This is a genomic window from Micromonospora wenchangensis, from assembly GCF_002210435.1.
In the GTDB taxonomy this organism is placed as follows: Bacteria; Actinomycetota; Actinomycetes; order Mycobacteriales; family Micromonosporaceae; genus Micromonospora; species Micromonospora wenchangensis.
Genome location: NZ_MZMV01000050.1, coordinates 13,493 through 35,437 on the forward strand (window position 1 = coordinate 13,493; position 21,945 = coordinate 35,437).

Sequence of the window (21,945 nt, forward strand, 5' to 3'; positions counted from 1 at the left end):
GGAGCGCGATCGAGCCGTGACGCCACACCCCCGCGTACCCGCGCACGGCGGGCCGCTCGAACACGTCCAGACCCACCGGCAGACGGCCGGGGTGCCGGCGGAGTCCGGGTAGGCCACCGACGCGTCGACGCCCTCAACACGCATCGCCCACACTGGGAGGTACTGGTGAAACCCGCACTGCCACCGCTGACCCGACTGCGGCGCACCCTCGCCTGGCTGACGGCCCTGCTCCTGGTCTCGACCCTGCTGCCGGCCGGCACCGCGAAGGCCGACAACCCCATCGTCCAGCACATCTACACCGCCGACCCGGCCCCGCTGGTGCACAACGGCCGGGTGTACCTCTACACCGGCCACGACGAGGACGGCTCGACGTGGTTCACCATGAAGGAGTGGCGGGTCTGGTCCTCCGCCGACATGGTCAACTGGACCGACCACGGCTCGCCGCTCAACGTCGGCACCTTCAGCTGGGCGAAGGCGGACGCCTGGGCCGGCCAGGTCATCGCCCGTAACGGCAAGTTCTACTGGTACGTGCCGGTGACCGCGAAGTCGACCAACTCGATGGCCATCGGGGTGGCGGTGAGCGACAGCCCCACCGGCCCGTTCCGCGACGCCATCGGCCGGCCGCTGGCGGCCAACGGCGAGATCGACCCGACCGTCTTCATCGACGACGACGGGCAGGCGTACCTCTACTGGGGCAACCCGAACCTGTGGTACGTCAAGCTGAACGCCGACATGATCTCGTACTCCGGCAGTGTCACCAAGATCCCGCTGACCACCGCCGGATTCGGCACCCGGACCGGCAACACCACCCGCCCCACCCTCTACGAGGAGGGGCCCTGGGTCTACAAGCGCAACGGGATCTACTACAACGTGTTCGCCGCCGAGTGCTGTTCGGAGTTCATCGGCTACTCGACGGCCACCGGGCCGCTCGGACCGTGGACCTACCGGGGCACGGTCATGCCCCGCCAGGGCGGCAGCTTCACCAACCACGCCGGGGTCGTCGACTTCAACGGCGGCTCGTACTTCTTCTACCACAACGGCGCGCTGCCCGGCGGCGGCGGCTACACCCGGTCCGTCGCGGTGGAGAAGTTCACCTACGGCGCCAACGGCACCATCCCGACGATCAACATGACCACCACCGGCGCGCCGCAGATCGGCACCCTCAACCCGTACGTGCGGCAGGAGGCCGAGACGATCGCCTGGGGCTCCGGCATCGAGACGGAGGTGTCCAGCGAAGGCGGGATGAACGTCGGATACATCGAGAACGGCGACTACATCAAGGTCAAGGGGGTCGCCTTCGGCACCGGCGCGACCTCCTTCAACGCCCGGGTCGCGTCGGCCGGCAGCGGCGGCACCATCGAGGTCCGGCTGGACAGCGCCACCGGCACCCGGGTGGCCAGCTGCTCCGTGCCGGTCACCGGCGGCTGGCAGAACTGGCAGACCGTCTCCTGCCCGGTGTCCGGCGCGACCGGCACCCACGACATGTACCTGCGGTTCACCGGCGGCAGCGGCACCCTGTTCAACGTCAACTGGTGGCAGTTCAACGGCAGCGGCACCACGCCGACGCCCACCCCGACCGCGACGCCCACCCCGACGCCCACCGCGACCCCCACCCCCACCCCGACGACCCCGGCCCCGACGACTCCGGCTCCGACCACTCCGGCTCCGACCACCCCCTCCGGGCTGTCCTGCGCGGCCACCAACACCGTGGTCAACACCTGGCAGGGCGGCTTCGAGGGCAAGCTGACCATCACCAACGGGTCCACCCCGATCACCGGCTGGCGGGTGTCCTTCACCCTCCCCAGTGGCCAGACGGTGGCCCAGGCGTGGAACGGCACCCTGACCCAGCAGGGCAACCAGGTGACCGTCACCAACGCCGCCTACAACGGGCAGCTCGGGGCCGGTGGCTCCACCACCGTCGGCTACATCAGCTCGACCACCGGCAGCAACCAGCCACCGACCGACCTGACCTGCACCCCCGTGTGACCCCGTCGCGCGGCTGACAGTCACGCCGGCCCGCTCCGCCCCACCGGGGCGGGCCGGCGCCCCACCACCCGACACCACCGTCCGTACGACCCACCCGGACGGGCGCTCGCCCGTGATCCGGTCCGCTGGAGGTTCCCATGTCCTTCCCGTCCCTCAACCGACGCCAACTTCTCCAGGCCGCCGGCGCCACCGCGCTCGCCTCCGCCGCGGGTGGCACCCTGCTCGGGTCCGGGCCGGCCGGCGCGGCGCTGGTGGTCCCCCCGGCCCGGGCCGACCTGGGCGTCTCGGCGTACCCGTTCGAGCTGGGTCAGGTCCGGCTGACCGCCGGCCGGCTGCTGGACAACCAGAACCGGACGCTGAGCTACCTGCGGTTCGTCGACGTCGACCGGATGCTCTACAACTTCCGGGCCAACCACCGGCTGGGCACCAACGGGGCCGCGACCAACGGGGGCTGGGACGCGCCGTCCTTCCCGTTCCGCACCCACATGCAGGGGCACTTCCTCACCGCCTGGGCGCAGGCGTACGCGGTGCTCGGCGACACCACCTGCCGGGACAAGGCCAACTACATGGTGGCCGAGCTGGCGAAGTGCCAGGCCAACAACGGCGCGGCCGGGTTCACCGCGGGCTACCTGTCCGGCTTCCCCGAGTCGGACTTCGCGGCGCTGGAGGCCAGGACCCTGTCCAACGGCAACGTGCCCTACTACTGCATCCACAAGACCCTCATGGGGCTGCTCGACGTGTGGCGCTACATCGGCAACACGCAGGCCCGCTCGGTGCTGCTGGCGCTTGCCGGCTGGGTCGACACCCGCACGTCGCGGCTGAGCTACAACCAGATGCAGGCGATGCTGGAGACCGAGTTCGGCGGCATGAACGAGGCGCTGACCGACATCTACCAGCACACCGGCGACGGGCGCTGGCTCACCGTCGCCCAGCGGTTCGACCACGCGGGCGTGTTCAACCCGCTCGCCAGCAATTCCGACCAGCTCAACGGCAAGCACGCCAACACCCAGGTGCCCAAGTGGATCGGCGCGGCGCGGGAGTTCAAGGCGACCGGCACGACCCGTTACCGGGACATCGCCGGCAACGCGTGGAACATGACCGTCAACGCGCACACCTACGTCATCGGCGGCAACAGTCAGGCCGAGCACTTCCGGCCGCCGAACGCGATCGCCGGGTACCTGACCAACGACACCTGCGAGCACTGCAACACCCACAACATGCTCAAGCTGACCCGGGAGCTGTGGCTGCTCGACCCGAACCGGGTCGCGTACTTCGACTTCTACGAGCGTGCCCTGCTCAACCACGTCGTCGGCGCGCAGAACCCGGCCGACGGTCACGGCCACGTCACCTACTTCACCCCGCTCAAGCCGGGCGGACGCCGGGGGGTCGGCCCGGCCTGGGGCGGCGGCACCTGGAGCACCGACTACAACTCGTTCTGGTGCTGTCAGGGCACCGGCATCGAGGCGAACACCAAGCTGATGGACTCGATCTACTTCTACAACGACACCACGCTGACGGTGAACCTGTTCGTGCCGTCGGTGCTGACCTGGTCGCAGCGCGGGATCACGGTCACCCAGAGCACCAGCTACCCGGCCAGCGACACCAGCACGCTGACCCTCTCCGGGTCGATGAGCGGCTCGTGGAGCATCCGGGTCCGCATCCCGGCCTGGGCCACCGGCGCGACGATCGCCGTCAACGGCGAAACCCAGAGCGTCGCCACCAACCCCGGCAGTTACGCCACGGTCACCCGCGCCTGGGCGGCCGGCGACACCCTCACCGTACGGCTGCCGATGAAGGTCGTGGTGCAGCCGAGCAACGACAACGCCAACGTCGCGGCCCTCACGTACGGACCGGCGGTGCTGGCCGGCAACTACGGCAACACCGCCCTGAGCGCCCTGCCGTCGCTCAACGCCTCGTCGGTGACCCGGACCAGCACCAGCACCCTGGCGTTCACCGCCACCGCGAACGGGTCCACGGTCAACCTCGGGCCGTTCTACGACGCCCACGGCTTCAACTACACGGTCTACTGGAGCACCAGTGGTGGCAGCACCGGCGGCAGCACGCGGATCGTCAACGTGGGCAGCGGTCTGGTCCTCGGCATCCAGAACATGTCCACCGCCGACGGCGGGCTGGCCCTGCAGTGGGGCGACACCGGCACCGCCGACCACAACTGGGTGGTGGTGACCGACGGCGACGCGGTCCGGTTCCGCAACGTCAACAGCGGCAAGGTCCTCGGCGTGGAGAACATGTCCACCGCCGACAACGCCCGGGTCCTGCAGTGGGCGGACAACGGCACCGCTGACCACCGGTGGACCCTGCTCAGCCAGGGCGACGGCACCTACAAGATCCGCAACGTCAACAGCGGGAAGCTGCTCGGCATCCTCAACGGCTCGACCGCGCAGGGCGCGCAGGCCGTGCAGGACTCCGACAACGGCAGCGTGGACAACCGGTGGCGGTTCGTCGCCAACCAGTGAGGACCACCGTCGGGCCCGCACCGCCGGCGAGACGGTGCGGGCCCGACGGTCCCACGAACGGGGCCGCCCCCGCCAAGGGGCGGCCCCGTTCCGTGCGCGGTGGCTGTCGGCGCAGGCCGGGCGGCCCGCCCCGGGCGCAACGGGCCGGGCCGCCCGCACCGACCGGCCCGCGAGGGGTGCCGACGGTACGGGCGGCCCGGCCGCTCCGCGCCCCTGACCGGCCGGGTCAGGGGGTGGTGAGCTGGAACTGACGGATCGTGCTGGTGCCGCCGAGGGCCTGGGTGGCGTGGTTGAACAGGGCGAACCGGTAGCCCATGAAGAACTGCCAGGTGTTGTCGAGGGTCAGCGCGTTGCCCAGCGCGGTGAAGGTGACCCCGTCGGTGCTGTAGGAGAACCGGGCCTGCCGGCCGGAGCCGGGGCGGATGTCGGCGGTGGCCCGTAGCCAGATGCGTCCCCCGCTGACCGGCGCGGAGGCGATCTCCGTGCCGGTGTTGGTGGTCCGCCAACTGCCGTCCATGGTGAGGTTGTTGGTCATCGACACCCGGGTGGCGCCGTTGTCCCGCCGGACGCCGATCCAGGCCGACGAGTTGCGCAACACCGCCAGCCCGGTCCGGTCGCCGTCGCGCAGCGCCGAGTAGTCGAGTTCGACGGTGGCGGTGGAGGTCGGCCCCTGGATGCGGTGGGTGACCGTGTTCCGGGCGCTGTAGAGGTCGTTGGTGACGGTGGCGGTCTGCAGGCGCAGGCCGTCGTTGACCGACCACTTGCTGTTGTCCGGGTTGTGGTTCCACTCCCACTGCGGGCCGAGGGTGCTGCCGGAGAACGTGTCGGTGCCGGTCAGCGGCTTGACCGGCCGGGTCGGCAGCGGGTTCGGGTACGACGTGCCCCAGCCGCCGTTGACCGTCTGGATCTGCGGCCAGCCGTCGGCGGTCCAGGTGATCGGGGCCAGGGCGGGCACCCGCCCACCGGGGTAGGCGTCCACGAAGGACATGTAGTACCACTGGCCGGCCGGGGTCTGCACCAGGCCGCCCTGGTGCGGCACGCCGCCGCCGGAGATCGGGCCGGGCATGTTGAGCAGCACCTGCCGCATCTCGTACGGGCCGAACGGGCTCGACGACTTCAGCACGTACTGGCCGTTCGCCGGCCGGGTGAGCCAGATGTAGTAGCTGCCGTTGCGCTTGTAGAACCGGGCCCCCTCCAGGGTGCCCACGCTCGACGGGGTGGAGAAGACCTGCTGGCTGCGGACCTCGCTCTTACCGTCGGCGGACAACTGCGCGACGCTGATCTGGGTGTTGCCGTAGGCGACGTACATGGTGTCGTTGTCGTCGACCAGCATGCCGGCGTCGTAGTAGCACTTGTTGATGGTGGAGTGCTGGTTCCACGCCCCGTCGACGGCGGCGGCGGTGTAGATGTAGGTCTTGGCGAAGTCGATGCAGCCGGCCCAGTAGTAGGTGCGGTTGCTCGGACGGTAGTTCAGCGTCGACGCCCAGATCCCGTTGACGTACGCCCGCGCGCCGTTCAGGTCGTACTTCGTGCCGAAGTCCAGCCGGGGCACCGAGTGCCCGGCGAACTCCCAGTTCACCAGGTCGTACGAGCGCAGGATGGGGGCGCCCGGCGAGTAGTGCATGGTCGAGGCGGACAGGTAGAACGCGTCGCCGACCCGGATGATGTCGACGTCGGCGAAGTCCTGCCACACCACCGGGTTGGTGTACGAGCCGCTCGCCGGTGGCGTGGTGGGCGGCGGCGTGGTCGGGGTGGTGCCGCCGTCGACCCGGACGAGCTGCCACTGCTGGTTGGTACCGCCCCAGTCGGCGTACTGGACGATGTTGCCGCCGTCGGCCGTCGAGGCGTTCTGCACCTCGACCGCCTTGCCGCTGTTGCGGTTGAGCAGCCGGACGTAGCCGTCGGCCGAGTCGGCGAGCCGGAACTGCTGGTTGGAGCCGTTGCCGTCGGTCCACTGCACGATCGCCGCGCCGTCGGCGGTGGAGAGGTTGTAGACGTCGAGCACCTTGCCCGACAGCCGCGACTTCAACCGGTAGTAGCCGCCGCCGGAGTCGACGAACTGCCACTGCTGGTTGGTGCCGTCGCCGCGGGTCCACTGGGTGATCCGCGCGCCGTCGTTGGTGGCGAAGTTGTACACGTCCAGCGCCTTGCCGCTGTTGCGGTTGACCAGCACGTACCAGGCGGTGGTGTCCACCGTCGCCGCCGCCGCGCCGGTCGACTGGACCACGACGAGACCACCGCCGACCAGCACCGTCAACAGCGCGGCCACGACCCGTGACCACCAGCCCCGCCGTCGCCGGACCGCGATCGGCACCTCACCCATGGCTACCATGACCCTCCTTCGCCAACGGTCGATCGACGGTCGCGCCGGGAACGCGGGCCACCGTCGTCGCTGTGTTCGAAGCCTGCCGATGTCAACGTTCACTCGGCGGTGCGTCCGCGATGGCGCACGACGCGGCGCGGCGACGGGTCGGGCCTGCCGACCAGCCGCCGCGGGAACGGCTTCAGCTATCCATAGACTGTGAGCGATAACATGATGCTCGTCAAGCTGAAACAGCGCGGACACGATCGACAGGCGCAGATGCCGACACCCCGGGCCGGGTCGGAACGGTCCGACGTGGCCCGGGGTGTCCGGCGCGGGGGGTGGGCGACGCGGGCGGCTGCCGCGTCACCGGTCAGCGGGAGGAGCCGGCGCGCCGCTTGTTGTAGACGTCGAACGCCACGGCGACGAGCAGCACGAGACCCTTGACCACCGACTGGATGGACTGGTCGACGCCCATGAGCTGCATCCCGTTGCTCATCACCGCCATGATCAGACCGCCGACCATCGCACCGACCACGGTACCGACCCCGCCGGTGACCGCCGCGCCGCCGATGAACGCGGCGGCGATCGCGTCGAGTTCGAACATGTTGCCCGCGGCGGGCTGGGCGCCGTTGGAACGCGATGAGTAGATCACCCCGGCCACCGCCGCCAGGAAGCCCATGTTGACGAACATCCAGAAGTTGACCGTCCGCACCTTCACCCCGGACAGCATCGCCGCCGAGAGGTTGCCGCCGATCGCGTAGACCTGCCGGCCGAAGACCGTACGCCGGGTGAGCAGGCCGTAGACCAGCACCAGCACGGCCAGGATGATCAGGACGATCGGCAGGCCCCGGGCGTGGGCCAACTGCCAGGCGAAGTACATGATGACCGCGCCCACCAGCACCACCCGGGCGACGAACAGCGGGAACGACTCCACCGGCTGCTGGTAGCGCACCCGGGCCACCCGGGTCCGGAAACCGCTCACCGCGTACCCGGCCACCGCGACCGCGCCGATCAGCAGGGTGAACGCGTCGAAGCCGTCCCCGCCGAGCAGGCCGTTGAGGAAGCCGGCCGCGACCTGCTGGTAGTCGGCGGGGAACGGGGACAGCGAGATGTTGTCCAGCACCCGCAGGGTCAGGCCCCGGAACAGCAGCATGCCGGCGAGCGTCACGATGAAGGCCGGGATGCCGGCGTACGCCACCCAGAAGCCGTGCCACGCGCCGACCGCGACCCCCACCGCCAGCGCGGCCAGGATGCCGACCCACCACGGGAAGCCCTCCCGGATGACCAGCACGGCGGAGACCGCCCCGGTGAGCGCCACCACCGAGCCCACCGACAGGTCGATGTGCCCGCCGATGATGATGATCACCATGCCGATCGCCAGCACCAGGATGTAGGAGTACTGGAGCACGATGTTGGTGATGTTGCCGGGGCTCAGCGACACCCCGTCGGTGAGCACGGCGAAGAGCCCGACGATGACGACCAGCGCGACGTAGATGCCGCTCTGCCGCAGGTTGTTCATGATCAGCGCGCGCAGGTCGCTGGTGCCGGCGTGCAGGGCGACGCCCGGGCTCTTCCCGGTGGGCGGCGGGGACGGCGGCGATGAGGTCTTGACGCTGGTCATCCCACGCGCTCCTTGTCCTTCGTCATCAGGTCCATGAGGTTCTCCTGGGTCGCCTCGGCCACCGGCACCTGGCCGGTGATCCGGCCGGCGGCGAGGGTGTAGATGCGGTCGCACATGCCGAGCAGCTCCGGCAGCTCCGAGGAGATCAGGATCACCGCCTTGCCCTCGGCGACGAGCCGGTTGACGATCGTGTAGATCTCGAACTTCGCGCCCACGTCGATGCCCCGGGTCGGCTCGTCCAGGATCAGCACGTCCGGGTTGGTGAACAGCCACTTCGACAGCACGACCTTCTGCTGGTTGCCGCCGGAGAGCTTGCCCACCACTGCCATCACGCTGGTCGTCTTGATGTTCATGTCGCGCCGGCTCTGCTCGGCGACCCTGATCTCCTCGTTGCCGTTGACCCAGCCGAGGCGGGCCAGCCGGCCCAGCGCGGCGGCCGAGACGTTGCGCCGCACGTCGTCGATGAGGTTGAGACCGAAGCGCTTGCGGTCCTCGGTGACGTAGGCGATGCCGTGCTCGATGGCCTCCGCGACGGTGTTCGCCCGGACCTCCCGGCCCCGCACGAACAGCCGGCCCCGCACGTCCCGGCCGTACGACCGGCCGAAGACGCTCATCGCCAGCTCGGTGCGCCCGGCGCCCATCAGCCCGGCGATGCCGACCACCTCGCCGGCGCGGACGTCCAGGCTGACGTCGTCGACGACGAGCCGGTCCTGGGTGGGGTGCCGCACGCTCCAGTTCTCGATGCGCAGCACCTCCTCCCCCGGCTTCGAGACCCGGTCGGGATAGAAACTGTCCAGGTCCCGGCCGACCATGCCCCGGATGATCCGTTCCTGGGTGACCTCGCCGGAAGCCAGGGACAGCGTCTCCACGGTGCGCCCGTCCCGGATGACCGTGGTCGCGTCGGCGATCGCGGTGACCTCGTTGAGCTTGTGCGAGATCAGGATGCAGGTGATGCCCCGGTCGCGCAGCCGACGCAGCAGGTCGAGCAGGTGCGCCGAGTCGATGTCGTTGAGCGCGGCGGTCGGCTCGTCCAGGATGAGCAGCCGGACCTTCTTGGACAGCGCCTTGGCGATCTCGACGAGCTGCTGCTTGCCGACGCCGAGCTGGATGACGGGGGTGACCGGGTTCTCGTGCAGGCCCACCGAGGCCAGCAGGTCGGCGGCCTCGGCGTTGGCGCGGTTCCAGTCGATGAGTCCACCCGGGCCGCGCCGCTCGTTGCCAAGGAAGATGTTCTCGGCGATCGACAGGTGTGGCACCAGGGCGAGTTCCTGGTGGATGATGACGACGCCCTGGGACTCGCTGTCGCGGATGCCCCGGAAGTGCACAGGCGTGCCGTCCAGCACGATCTCGCCGTCGTACGACCCGGTCGGGTGCACCCCGGAGAGCACCTTCATCAGGGTGGACTTGCCGGCGCCGTTCTCGCCGCAGATGGCGTGGATCTCCCCCCGGCGCACCGCGAGGGAGACGTCGGCAAGCGCGGTCACCCCGGGGAAGGTCTTCGTGATGCGTCGCATCTCGAGGATGGTGTCGTCCATGGTCAGCGTCCTGATCGTCGAAGCCTGAGGCGGGCTTGCGATGCGTCGGGCGCGGCGGCCGGTGACCGCCGCGCCCGACGACCGGTTTACTTCTTGGCCTGACCGGCGGCGACCTCGTCGGCCGACCAGTACCCGGAGTCGACGAGCACCTTGGTGATGTCGTCCTTGTAGACGGTCTCGATCGGCAGCAGGTACGACGGGACGACCTTGACCTTGTTGTTGTAGGTCTTGGTGTCGTTGGCCTGCGGCTCCTTGTCCTGCAGGAACGCCTCGGCCGCGATCACGGCCTGCTCGGCGAGCAGTCGGGTGTCCTTGAAGACGGTGGAGCTCTGCACCCCGTCGTTGATCAGCTTGACCGAGGCGATCTCGGCGTCCTGACCGGTCACCACGGGCAGCTTCTTGGCGCCCTTGCCGTAGCCGGCGTTCTGCAGGGCGGTGATGATGCCGCGGGAGATGCCGTCGTACGGCGACAGCACCCCGTTGACCACGGTGCCGTCGTTGTAGCCGGAGGTGAGCAGGTCCTCCATCCGCTTCTGCGCGGTCTCCTGCTGCCAGCGCAGGATCGCCGCCTGCTCGATGCGGGTCTGGCCGGACTTGACCTTCAGGGTGCCGTTGTCCATGAACGGCTTGAGGGTGTCCATCGCCCCGCCCCAGAAGTACTGGGTGTTGTTGTCGTCCAGCGAGCCGGCGAACAGCTCGACGTTGAACGGGCCGGTCGCGGTGCCCTTGCCGCCGTCCTTGGTCTGCAGGCCGAGGCCCACCAGCAGGGCGGTCGCCTGGGCGACCCCGACCTTGTAGTTGTCGAAGCTGACGTAGAAGTCGACGTTCTTGTTGCCCAGCAGCAGCCGGTCGTAGGAGATGACCGGGATCTTCGCGGCGGCGGCGGCGTCCAACTGGCCGCTGAGCGCGGTGCCGTCGATGGCCGCGATGATCAGGACGTCCGCGCCCTGCGTGATCATCTGGTCGACCTGCTGGGACTGGGTGGGGATGTCGTCGCCTGCGTACTGGAGGTCGACCTTGTAGCCCTTGGCCTCCAGCTTCTCCTTGACCGCCTTGCCGTCGGCGATCCACCGCTCCGAGGTCTGGGTCGGCATGGAGACGCCGATGGTCAGGTCGGCGGGCTTCTTGTCGCTGGTGTCACCGCCGCTGCCGGCACCCCCGCCGCTGCACGCGGCCAGGCTGAACGCCAGTGCCGCGCCGCCGAGCGCGACCAGGAATTTCCTGCGCACAGGTTTCTCCTCTCCGGAACTCCCGCCGACTGCGGGGACCACCTGTCACCTTTCGGGGTAGTGTTAGCGCTCACATCGCCGCCGTCAACAGTCCCCCGGAAATCCGGACGTCACGGTCTCGTAACGGGGCACACCGCGTGGATCACCCGCCCGCCGGGCCCGACCGACCGCCGGGGCCCTGGCCAGCGAACCGGTTCGCGGTACCCCGCACCGGAGGCCGACCACCGGGCCGGGGCACGCCGACGCGATCGTCACGCCAGGTTTCCGGCTTGTTACGGGCTCGCCATTGACACGACGCGGGCCGACGACCATGCTCTGCTAAATCAGTTTAGCGACCGTCCTTTCTGCACAGTCGGTCGACGCCGGGCCGGACACCCGACCCGGCGACCGGCGAGCCGGACCAACCGGCGTCGGGCGGCCGTGTCCCCAGGAAAGGACCCGGATGAGACTGCGCACCGGACTGATCCCGCTCGTCACCACACTCGCGCTGGTCGCCCCCGCCGGCGTCGCGTACGCCGCGCCCGTCGCCGACCGCGGCGGCCGGGACGCGATCCGCAGCATCACCCCGATCACCACCGTCTACACCTACGGCCAGAAGGTCTCCGCGGTGGCCGTCGAGTACGGCGCGACGGTCAACCCCCGCACCCTGGACAACGGCACCTTCACCGTGGCCGACACGATCTACAACTTCCGCTTCAACCCCATCGAGGACCTGCCGAAGCTCGCCGACCGCACGGTCACCCGCACCTACACCAACAGTGCGCCGGCCCTGCGCCCCGACCACCGCTCGGCCCCCGGCCGGTACGTCATCGTCGAGCTGGACCCGGCCGACCCCGGCGGCTGGACGGTCATCGTCTCCAAGTGCCCGACGTTCCTATGCTCGGTGAAGGTCAACCCCGAGTTGCCCACCCGGGTGGTGCAGCGCAAGGACGTGCACGCCCAGCCCGGCCGGGGCCTCGGCAGGGGCCCGGTGCTGGCCAGGGCGACCCCGGGTGAGTCCCGGCCGGTCACCGAGCCGCCTGTCGACCGCGAGGTCGACGCGTTCCGCTCCGGCTCGTTCGTCAGCGCCGGCACCGTGCTGCCCTACCACTACCGGCTGCCGCGCGACTACCGGCCGGGCCGCGCCTACCCGCTGATGGTCGTCCTGCCCGGTCACGGGATGGGCTGGGACGGCGACAACCTCGGCGTCCAACTCGCCGCCGACATCCCGGCGACCGCCTGGTCGCAGCCGGGCTGGACCGGCAGCCGCGAGGACGTGATCGTGCTGGCCCCGCAGCACCAGCGGGTCGGCGGCGTGGCCGAGGCCGACCTGCTGGTCAAGCTGCTCGACAGCTTCGTCGACGAGTACGCCGTGGACCGCCGCCGGGTCTACGCGACCACCGTGTCGTACGGCTCGCAGCTGCTGTGGGAGGCGTTCGCCAAGCGGCCGGACCTGTTCGCCGGCGGGCTGGTCACCGGGGGTTTCCCGGTCGACGCCGGCCAGGCCACCGCGATCGCCGCCGCCGGGGTACCGGTCTGGATCACCCACGGCGAGCACGACCACCTGCTCCCCGTCGCGGGCGCCCGCAACTCCGCGACCGCGCTGCGGCAGGCGTACGAGGCCCGGGGCAGGACCCCGGCGCAGATCGCCGACCTGGTCCGCTACACCGAGTACGCCGACTCGGCGTTCACCCTCCCGGACTACCACGCCGCGTTCGGGCCCACCTACGAGGACGGCCGCATCCTGCGCTGGCTGCTGGCCCAGCGCAAGCCGGCACGGGCTGGCCGCTGAGCCGGCGCGGCGGCCGACGGCAGCGCGCCCCGGGTGTCCCTCGTCGGGACGCCCGGGGCGCGACGCGTCGGGTCCGGCCGGTCAGTCGTCCAGGCAAGTCCGCAGGGCGGCGGTCAGCAGGTTGGCGCGTTCGTCACCCATGCCCTGCATCTGGTTCACCACGTAGCCGAAGCCGACCTGGTGGGCGTCGTCGCCGAAGCCGAGGTTGCCGCCCGCGCCGTCGTGGCCGAAGCTGCGCTCGGACAGCAGCGGCCGGGCCGGTGGGGAGTGCAGCAGGAAGCCGGTGCCCCACCGCTGGCCGGTGTCCGGCGGGCCGTGCCGCTGCTGGCCCCGGGACCGCACGACGGTCGCGTCGTCGACCGACGCCGGGTCGAGCACGGGCGGTCCCGCCACCGGCGACACGCAGGCGGCGTAGAGGCGGGCCAGCCCGTCGGCCGTGCTCACCGCGCCCGCGCCCGGGATGCCGGCGGCCTGGATGGCGGGGTCGTTGAAGCTGACCAGGCCGGCGTCGTCGGCGGGGAACGCGAACGCGCCGCCCATGGTGATCCCCCGGTCGGCCACCGGGTCGACGAACGGCTCCGCCTCGGGTGCCGGGGCGATGTTCCAGGCGACCGTGTCCCGTTCGGCGGCCGGTAGCCCCAGCCAGGTGCGCAGGCCCAGCGGCGTCGCCAGGGCGTCCCGGAAGAACGCGCCGGGAAGCTGGCCGGTGATCCGGTGGATCACCTCGCCGATCAGCCAGCCGTAGGTCATCGGGTGGTAGCTGTGCGCGGTGCCCGGCTCCCACAGCGGCGTCTGGGCCTCGATCGCCGTGACCACCGGGTCCCAGGCGAGCACCTCGTCGAGGGTCAACGGGCGGTCGAGCGCGGGCAGGCCGGACTGGTGGGTGAGCAGCCAACGCACCGGGATGTCGGCCTTGCCGTGCCGGCCGAACTCCGGCCAGTAGCGGGTGACCGGCGCGTCCAGGTCGAGTCGGCCCTGCTGCACCAGCAGGTAGGCGCAGACCGCCAGGATGCCCTTGGTGCAGGAGTAGACGACGACCGGGGTGTGCGCCGTCCAGGGCCGGCCGGTGCGCGGGTCGGCCGTCCCGCCGTACAGGTCGACGACGCGGCGACCACCGACGTAGACGGTGACCGCCGCGCCGACCTCCCCCCGGTCGGTGAAGTTGGCGCGGAAGACGTCGGCCACCCGCCCGTACCGTTCGTCGGCGTCGCCGTGGATCTGCGGCTGCGTGGCCACTGCTATCCCTTCAGAGAGCCCTGGATCAGGGCCTTGATGAACTGACGCTGGAAGATCAGGAAGACGATCAGGGTCGGGGTGAGGATCAGCAGCGAGCCGGCGCACAACAGCACCAGGTCGGTGCCCCACTGCCCCTGGAACGCCCCGAGCGCGCCCGCCATCGTCCGCTTGGCCGGGTCGTCGACCAGGACGATGGCCAGCAGGAACTGGTTCCACGTCCAGAGGAACATCAGGATGGTCAGCGACGCGATGGCCGGGCGGGCGAGCGGCACCTGGACCCGCCAGAAGAGCTGCCAGGTGCTGCTGCCGTCGACCCGGGCCGCCTCGGACAGCTCGACCGGCACGTTGCTGAAGTGGGCCCGCATCCAGAACACCGCGAACGGCATGTAGAGGCCGATCAGCGGCAGGATGATCGCCCAGCGGGTGTTGAGCAGGCCGAGATCCTGCATCTGGTAGTACAGCGGGGTGACCACCGCCTCGAACGGCAGGGTCAGGCCGAGCAGCAGCAGGGCGAACACGATCCGGCCGCCGGGGACCCGGAGCTGGCCCAGTCCGAAGCCGGCCATGGTGGCGATCAGCACCGAGACCGGCACCACCCCGGCCACGATGAGCAGGCTGGAGCGCAGCAGCGCGCCCATGTTCGCCACCGTGAAGGCGTCGGCGAAGTTGCCCCACTGCGGGTCCGACGGCCAGGCCAGGCCGCTGGGCACGGTGCCCCGGGGCTGCAACGCCGCGGAGAGCATGCTGACGAACGGCAGCAGGGTGACCACGACCAGGACGAGCAGGAAGACCCGGCCGGTCAGGTTCTCGCGCCGGCTCAGGTTCATGACTTGTCCCCCCGGGTCAGTCGCTGGATCGGCAGCACGCAGAGCACCACCAGCAGCATCAGCACGACGGCCAGCGCCGAGGCGAGGCCGACCTGGCGCTGCGAGAAGGCCAGCCGGTAGATCTCCAGGCCGGGCACGGTGGTCTGCAGGCCGGGGCCGCCGCTGGTCGAGATGTAGACGATGTCGAAGCTGGCCAGGGCGGCGATGATGGTCACCGTGAGGCAGACGCCGATCTCCTGGCGCAGGCTGGGCAGGGTGACGGCGAAGAACTCGCGGACCGGGCCGGCGCCGTCGAGGCGGGCCGCCTCGTACAGCGCGGGGTCGATCTTGCTCATGCCGGTGACCAGCAGGATCGTGCAGAGTCCGAGCAGGACCCAGGCGCCGATCACGCCGACGGCGGGCAGCGCGGTGTCGAAGTCGCCGAGCCAGGCGCGGGCCACCCCACCCAGGCCGACCGCCCGCAGCACCTGGTTGACCAGGCCGTTGGACGACAGCAGCCAGCTCCACGCGATGCCCGCCGCGACCAGCGGGATGACCTGCGGCAGGAACAGCACCGTCCGGACGACGGTGCCGAACACGCCGGTGGTGATCCGGCGGACCAGGCTGGCCACCAGCAGGCCGAGCGCGACCGGGACGAAGCTGAAGAAGACGATCAGGACGAGCGCGTTGCCGATGATCTTCAACAGGTCGCTGTCGGTGAACACGGTGAGGTAGTTGTCCAGCCCCGCCCAGCGGGCCACCCCGATGCCGTTCCAGTTGTAGAACGAGTACTGGATGGTCAGCGCGAGCGGGCGCAGCACGAACACCGCGTACATCAGCACGGCGGGCAGGACGAAGAGCCAGCCCGTCCCGCCCGCGCGGGCCCACCGCCTCCGGTGGGCCCGCGCGGGCGACGGGCGGGTGGGACGGTCCGGCGACGGTGCCGTCCCACCCTGCCCGGTCGGTACGCTGCCGAGGGCAGACGTCATCGGGACAGTTCCTTCGCGTACTCGGCCTGGACCGCCTTCACGTACCCCTCGGGGGTCTGCTGACCGGCGATCAGCTTCTGCATCTCGGGGGTGATCGCCGCGGCGAAGATGCCACCGGTGGCGTTGGCGGTGAAGTCCACCGCGCCGTTCTCCTCACCGAGCTGCTGGGACGCCTTGAGCGTCTCGGCCAGCACGGTGCCGGGGGCGGCGGCCGGCACGGGCAGGTCGCTCGGGCCACCCGGGCTGGAGCCGCCGATCTTGACCGCGATCTCGCGGGCGGTGGCGTTGGTGTGCGCCCAGTTCAGGAAGTACGCGGCGGCGTCGGGGTTCTTGGCCTTGGCGCCGATGCCGAAGGTGTTCGGGGCGGACATCGCCACGTGCTTGCCGCCGGCCGACTCGGTCGGGAACAGGAAGAAGCCGACGTTGCCCGGCATCGTCTTGTCGAGGTTGGCCGACTCCCAGTCGCCGTTGAACATGAACAGGCCGTTGTTCTTCTGGAACTCGCCGACCATGCTCGCGTAGTCCAGCGCGTTGGCGTCCTTCGGGAAGTAGCCGGCCTGGGCCCACTTCTGGATGGTCTGGGTGGCCTTGAGCGCGGCCGGGGTGTCGAACGTCGCGCCGGGCTTCTGGAAGATCCAGTCGGCCACCTGGGCCGGGTCGCCGAACTGGTTCTGCAACGCCTGGTGCGGGAAGTTGATGCCCGCGGTGTTCTTGTTGAACTGCATGATCGGCTGCACGCCGGCGGACTTGGCCTTGGCCAGCAGTTCCTCGAACTCGGCGATGGTGGCCGGCGGCTGGGTCATGCCGACCTGCTCGGCCAGCTTCTTGTTGTAGAACACCCCGGTGACGCTGTAGCCGAGGCCCATCCCCCACAGCGACCCGGTGCCCCGGGTGGTGCCGCCGTCGCCGACCCGCAGCTGCACCAGCTGCGAGGCGGGGAACTTGTCCCAGCCGTACGCGGTGAAGTACGGGTCGAGGTTCTTGAGCAGGTCGTCCTTGACCAGGTCGACCATGGTGGGGAGCCGGATGATGTCGGGCGAGTTGTCCGAGGCCATCACCCGGGGCGCGTTCTCCACGATGACCGTGAACTGGTCCTCGCGGATGTTGAACTTGACGTTCGGGTGCTGCTTGGTGAACTCGTCGGCCAGCGCCTTGGCCAGCGGGAAGCCGGTCTCGGCGTACATCTCCAGGGTGATCGGGTCGCTGCCCAGCTCGGTGCTGACGGTGGCGTCGCCGCCGGTGCGCGGCGCGTCGTCGGCCCCGGGGGCGCTGCACGCCGTGGCGGCCAGCCCCAACGCCAGCACGGGGGCCAGGAGCGCCGTCCGGCGGGAGAACCTTGCCAGTGGTGTAGCCAATTGAGGACTCCTCGACTCTTCCGTGCGTGCCCCGGCCGCGGTGCGGGCCGAGCCGGCGGGTCGTTACGGTGGGTGACCAGCCGCAACAGTACGTCGCCGTCGGCGTGCCGCCGCAGCACGCGTTGTCGTTACCGATGACCATGCCGAGGGTCACCGAGGGTGCCGCCCGACCTGTCAAAAGTAGCCGCTAAACTGATTTAGCAGAGCATGCGCGCGGCGACCTGAGCTGTCAAGGACCAAAAGGCAACGGTCCGGAAACATCCGGTTCACGCTCGGCCACCCGCTCCACCGGCCGTAGCGGGTGGTGACCGACACACACCCGGGGTGACCGCCGACACCGGGCCGGGCCGGACCACGCATCATGATGGGCGGGAGCGCGGCCGCGACGCCGCCGGCGATTCGGAGGACTGATGGGCCGCAACAGAGCAACCCTGGCCGACGTCGCGCGGCGGGCCGGGCTGTCCAAGACCGCCGCGTCGATGGTCCTCAACGGCCGGGAGGGCACCCGGCTGTCGGCCGAGGCGCACCAGCGCGTCTTCGCCGCCGCCGAGGAACTCGGCTACCGGCCCAACCTGGCCGCCCGCAGCCTGCGTACCCGCAAGACCGCCACCATCGCGTTCGTCTCCGACATCGTCGCCACCACCCGGTTCGCCGGCGGCCTCATCCGGGGCGCGCTCGACGCGGCCCGGGAGCGGGACCACGTGCTGCTCATCACCGAGACGCAGGGCGACGCCACCTTCGAGCAGTACGCCATCGAGGCGATGCTCGACCGGCAGGTCGACGGCGTGATCTACGCCGCGATGGCCACCCGCCGGCTGACCGTGCCCCCGGCCATCCTCGGCGGCCCGGTGGTGCTGCTCAACGCCACCAGCCCCGACGATCTGCCCTGCGTGCTCCCCGACGACGAGCGGGCCGGCCGTACGGTCACCACCGCCCTGCTCGACCTCGGCCACCGGGACCGGATCGCGCTGATCGGCCGCAACCGGCTCAAGGAGGACGACGCCGAGGTCTCCCTCGCCGCACGCGCCCGGCTGCGCGGCGTCCACCGGGCGCTGGACGACGCCGGGGTCGATCTGCTGACCGAGTGCTTCTGCGCCGAGTGGCTGCCCGAACACGGCTACGCCGCGATGCGGACGCTGCTGGGCCGGCCGACCCGGCCCACCGCGATCATCTGCATGAACGACCGGCTGGCCTTCGGCGCCTACCAGGCGCTCGCCGAGGCGGGGCTGACCGTCCCGGACGACATCTCGGTGGTCTCGTTCGACGACGACCCGATCGCCGCCTGGCTGCGCCCCGGCCTGTCCACCACGGCGCTGCCGCACGAGCAGATGGGTCGGCGGGCGGTCGAGATCCTGCTCGACGGCGGCGGGGCCACGCCGTCGCTCGTCCCCATGCCGCTGCGCCGCCGCCGCTCCCTGGCCGCCCCGGCCGGATAGCCCTCCCCCACCGCCCGTCGACCACGCCAGCGCGGGTCGTCGCAGGAGGGCCGACCTGGCCGCTAAAACGATTTAGTGCTAGCTTCCCCGGCATGCTACGTCTACCCGACCACTGGGTGTGGGACAGCTGGTACGCCCGGGACGACACCGACCGGTGGCACGCGTTCTTCCTGCGCGCCTCCCGCGCCCTGCACGACCCGCACCGCCGGCACCGCCGTGCCACCATCGGCCACGCCGTCTCCACGGACCTGCGCACCTGGCAGCTCGTCGCCGACGCGATCGTGCCCGCCGACGCGCCGAGCTGGGACGACCTCGCCACCTGGACGGGATGCACGGTGCGCGGCCCGGACGGGCGGTGGTACCTGTTCTACACCGGGGTCGGTCGGGCCGAGGACGGGCTGGTGCAGCGGATCGGCCTGGCCGTCTCCGACGACCTGACCACCTGGCACCGGTACGGCACCGGGCCGCTGGTCGAGGCCGACCCCACCTGGTACGAGCTGCTCGACCGGACCCTCTGGTACGAGCAGGCCTGGCGTGACCCGTGGGTGTTCCCCGACCCGGACGGCGACGGATGGCACATGCTCGTCACCGCCCGGGTGAACACCGGCCCGGCCGAGGCCCGGGGCGTCGTCGGGCACGCCACCTCACCGGACCTGCTGCACTGGACCGTGCAGCCGCCGCTGTCGGTGCCCGCCGGGTTCGGGCACCTGGAGGTGCCGCAGGTCGCCGTCGTGGACGGGCAACCGCTGCTGCTGTTCTCCACCGACGCCGCCGGCACCCGCCGCGACGGCCACCGGATCTGGGCGGTCGAGGGGCACGACGTACGCGGCCCGTGGGACGTAGCCGCGGCCCGGCCGTTCCCGCACCCGCACCTCTACGCTCCCCGGCTGGTCGCCGGCCCCACCGGCGACTGGTCCCTGATCGGGTTCCTCGACCACGTCGACGGGGAGTTCGTCGGCGCGCTGACCGACCCGATCCCGGTCCGCTACCGGGCCGCCACCGGGCTGACCCCGGTCGACACGTCCGCCGTCGCCGCGACCGGCTGAGGGTTCCCGACCCCGCCCGGTCGTCCGAGCGGGCGGGACGACGTCCACCGGCACGTCGACGGGGACGTCGGACGACCGGACCCGGACGGTGCCCGCACCACACCGTCCGGGTCCGGCACCCGATCGCCGTCGGCTCGTCCGGGGGCTGCCGGACGAGCCGACGCGATCCGCCCGGTCAGATCCGGTTCCACCGCTGGTTGGCCGCCCCGGTGCAGGTCCACAGGAGCACGGTGGTGCCGTTGGCGGTGCCGTTGTTGTTCACGTCGAGGCACAGGCCGGACTGCACGTTGCTGATCGTGCCGTTGGAGTTGAACGTCCACTGCTGGTTGGTGCCGCCGTTGCAGTCCCAGATCTGGGCCTTGGCGCCGGCGGTGGCGTTGAGCGGCGCGTCCAGGCACTTGCCGAGGGCCTGGAGGGTCTGGCCGTTGGCCGTCCAGCGCTGGTTGGCCGCCCCGTTGCAGTCCCAGATCACCGGCTGGGTGCCGTTGGCGGTGTTGCTCTGCGGCACGTCCAGGCAGCGGCCCGAGGAGACGCTGGACAGCGCGTTCGCCGTGGACGGCGGCGGCGTCGTCGGCGGGGCGGTCCCACCGCCGCTGACCCGGTAGACCACCGTGCCGTGCGACGGCACGCTGGCCGAGATGGTGCCGGTGCTGGTGGTGCTGGCGTTGGTCCAGGCGTCGACCAGGGTGAAGGAGGACCCGGACTTGCCGATCGCGGCGGCGGTGGTGGAGATCGTCGTCGTCGAGCCGCCCTGGTTGAACAGGGCCACCGCCACGTCCCCGTTGGCCAGCCGCTTGGCCAGCACCCGGCGGGTGCCGTCGAACGAGACCTGGGCGCCCTGCAACGCCAGGGCGTCCTGGTTGATGGCGATCAGGTTCGCGTTCTTGAGGATGGTCTGGGTGGCCGCGTTCATCGACCGGACGTCGTTGCCGGCGATCAACGGGGAAGCCATGATCGCCCACATCGCGAAGTGGCTGCGCATCTCGGTGTCGGTCATGCCGCCCCGGCCGACCTCCATCATGTCCGGGTCGGTGAACGCGCCGGGCTTCGCGTACTGGGCCAACGGCACGTTGACGTCGATGATGTTCTGGATGCCCATCGGGTAGCCGTTGGTCTGCCCGCTGTTCCAGGTGTTGGTGATGTCCTCGGTGGTGCGCCACATGTTCGCCACGTCGCCCCAGTTGCGCTGCGGGCCGGTCTTGGCGTGGATGCTGTTGGGATTGATGCTGTAGACGATCGGCCGGCCGGTGGCCGCCAGGGCGTCGCGCATCTTGGCGAACGTGGCGACCTGCTGGTCGATGGACCCGTTCGGCGAGCACCAGTCGTACTTGAGGTAGTCGACACCCCAGGCGGCGAACTGCCGGGCGTCCTGCGCCTCGTGGCCCTGGCTGCCCGTCGCGCCCGGGTAGGAGTTGAAGTACTGGGCACAGGTCTTGTCGACCGGGACCTGGTAGATGCCGAACTTCAGCCCCCGGGCGTGGATGTAGTCGCCGAGCGCCTTCATGCCGCTGGGGAAGCGGGTCGGGTCACCCTGGAGGTTGCCGGCGGAGTCCCGGTTGGGGTTGAACCAGCAGTCGTCGACCACGACGTACTGGTAGCCGGCATCCCGCATCCCGCTGCTGACCAGCGCGTCGGCCGTCTGGCGGATCAGGGCCTCGTTGATGTTGCAGCCGAAGGAGTTCCAGCTGTTCCACCCCATCGGCGGGGTGCGGGCCACCCCGTTGTCCAACGCCTGCGCCATCGGGGCGCGCACGCCCACCAGGACGCCCGCCAGGAGCAGGCCGGCCGCTGCCGCCCGCCCCCAGCTCCGGGCTCGCACGAATCGCTTCACGAGGTCTCCAATCAGTGGCGCCGCCCCGGCCGGGGCCTGCGGCGGACGCGGGAACCCGTCCGCTCGACCACCCGGTGTGAGCGCTAACAATGGCCCCCCATGTTACGGAAGCGTTTCGGGGTATTCAACCGCTTCCATGTATCGATCGATATCCGGCCGGCCCGCCGCCCCCAGGGGCGTCACGGTCGACGGCGGGGTGTCACGGGTCGGTCGACGGGGCGGACCGACCGCGCCGGGCGGACGTCGGGCCGGTGGACACGGGAACGCCCGCGCTCATGGAGCCATCATGGAGCCATCCAGCCACCCGACATCGAATACGATAGCT

General features: G+C 70.7%; 14 protein-coding genes. 5 read left to right on the plus strand and 9 right to left on the minus strand.

Features of this window, described 5'->3' with window-relative positions; genetic code table 11:
- Positions 1-216: 216 nt before the first annotated feature.
- Together B5D80_RS24475 and B5D80_RS24480 are read left to right on the plus strand one after the other, a co-directional pair.
- Positions 217-1,986, plus strand: a complete 1,770-nt coding sequence (locus B5D80_RS24475; RefSeq protein WP_425437250.1) for a family 43 glycosylhydrolase — start codon at positions 217-219, stop codon at positions 1,984-1,986.
- A 137-nt stretch (positions 1,987-2,123) separates the two neighbouring features.
- Positions 2,124-4,460: a beta-L-arabinofuranosidase domain-containing protein gene (locus tag B5D80_RS24480; RefSeq protein WP_088646286.1), complete on the plus strand. Its 2,337-nt coding sequence runs from the start codon at positions 2,124-2,126 to the stop codon at positions 4,458-4,460.
- A 226-nt stretch (positions 4,461-4,686) separates the two neighbouring features.
- Here the strand turns inward: B5D80_RS24480 and B5D80_RS24485 are convergent, their stop codons facing one another.
- The 4 genes from B5D80_RS24485 to chvE all read right to left on the minus strand — a co-directional run bounded on the left by B5D80_RS24485 (position 4,687) and on the right by chvE (position 11,150).
- Positions 4,687-6,792 (minus strand): family 43 glycosylhydrolase, encoded by a 2,106-nt coding sequence (locus B5D80_RS24485; protein ID WP_088646287.1) that lies wholly within the window; start codon positions 6,790-6,792, stop codon positions 4,687-4,689.
- Between the two features lie 343 nt (positions 6,793-7,135).
- Positions 7,136-8,386: a multiple monosaccharide ABC transporter permease gene (mmsB, locus tag B5D80_RS24490; RefSeq protein WP_088646288.1), complete on the minus strand. Its 1,251-nt coding sequence runs from the start codon at positions 8,384-8,386 to the stop codon at positions 7,136-7,138.
- The gene (gene mmsA / locus B5D80_RS24495) at positions 8,383-9,921 is read right to left on the minus strand and encodes a multiple monosaccharide ABC transporter ATP-binding protein (protein WP_088646289.1); all 1,539 of its coding nucleotides are present in this window, start codon (positions 9,919-9,921) and stop codon (positions 8,383-8,385) included. The genes mmsB and mmsA overlap by 4 nt, the downstream gene beginning before the upstream one ends.
- A gap of 86 nt (positions 9,922-10,007) precedes the next feature.
- Positions 10,008-11,150, minus strand: coding sequence for a multiple monosaccharide ABC transporter substrate-binding protein (gene chvE / locus B5D80_RS24500; RefSeq protein ID WP_088646290.1), 1,143 nt, complete (start codon positions 11,148-11,150; stop codon positions 10,008-10,010).
- Between the two features lie 442 nt (positions 11,151-11,592).
- On the opposite strand from chvE, the gene B5D80_RS24505 reads away from it, so the two are divergent.
- Positions 11,593-12,921, plus strand: coding sequence for a hypothetical protein (locus tag B5D80_RS24505; protein ID WP_088646291.1), 1,329 nt, complete (start codon positions 11,593-11,595; stop codon positions 12,919-12,921).
- An 81-nt stretch (positions 12,922-13,002) separates the two neighbouring features.
- Here the strand turns inward: B5D80_RS24505 and B5D80_RS24510 are convergent, their stop codons facing one another.
- The 4 genes from B5D80_RS24510 to B5D80_RS24525 are packed head-to-tail and all read right to left on the minus strand — an operon-like array spanning position 13,003 to position 17,307.
- Positions 13,003-14,157: a serine hydrolase domain-containing protein gene (locus B5D80_RS24510; protein ID WP_088646292.1), complete on the minus strand. Its 1,155-nt coding sequence runs from the start codon at positions 14,155-14,157 to the stop codon at positions 13,003-13,005.
- 2 nt (positions 14,158-14,159) lie between these two features.
- Complete coding sequence (locus tag B5D80_RS24515) at positions 14,160-14,984, minus strand: carbohydrate ABC transporter permease (protein ID WP_088646293.1); 825 nt, start codon at positions 14,982-14,984, stop codon at positions 14,160-14,162.
- Positions 14,981-15,952: a carbohydrate ABC transporter permease gene (locus B5D80_RS24520; RefSeq protein ID WP_088646294.1), complete on the minus strand. Its 972-nt coding sequence runs from the start codon at positions 15,950-15,952 to the stop codon at positions 14,981-14,983. Before B5D80_RS24520 ends, B5D80_RS24515 begins: the two co-directional genes overlap by 4 nt.
- Positions 15,949-17,307: an ABC transporter substrate-binding protein gene (locus B5D80_RS24525; RefSeq protein ID WP_211291633.1), complete on the minus strand. Its 1,359-nt coding sequence runs from the start codon at positions 17,305-17,307 to the stop codon at positions 15,949-15,951. The genes B5D80_RS24520 and B5D80_RS24525 overlap by 4 nt, the downstream gene beginning before the upstream one ends.
- A 410-nt stretch (positions 17,308-17,717) precedes the next feature.
- On the opposite strand from B5D80_RS24525, the gene B5D80_RS24530 reads away from it, so the two are divergent.
- Both B5D80_RS24530 and B5D80_RS24535 read left to right on the plus strand, forming a co-directional pair.
- Positions 17,718-18,743 carry a LacI family DNA-binding transcriptional regulator gene (locus B5D80_RS24530; protein ID WP_088646295.1) on the plus strand — a complete coding sequence of 342 codons (1,026 nt, stop codon included), beginning with the start codon at positions 17,718-17,720 and terminating at the stop codon, positions 18,741-18,743.
- The gene (locus tag B5D80_RS24535; protein WP_483869381.1) at positions 18,740-19,789 is read left to right on the plus strand and encodes a family 43 glycosylhydrolase; all 1,050 of its coding nucleotides are present in this window, start codon (positions 18,740-18,742) and stop codon (positions 19,787-19,789) included. Before B5D80_RS24530 ends, B5D80_RS24535 begins: the two co-directional genes overlap by 4 nt.
- 175 nt (positions 19,790-19,964) lie before the next feature.
- Here B5D80_RS24535 and B5D80_RS24540 read toward each other — a convergent pair whose 3' ends face one another.
- Positions 19,965-21,530 (minus strand): glycoside hydrolase family 27 protein, encoded by a 1,566-nt coding sequence (locus B5D80_RS24540; protein WP_088646309.1) that lies wholly within the window; start codon positions 21,528-21,530, stop codon positions 19,965-19,967.
- Between the last annotated feature and the right edge of the window lie 415 nt (positions 21,531-21,945).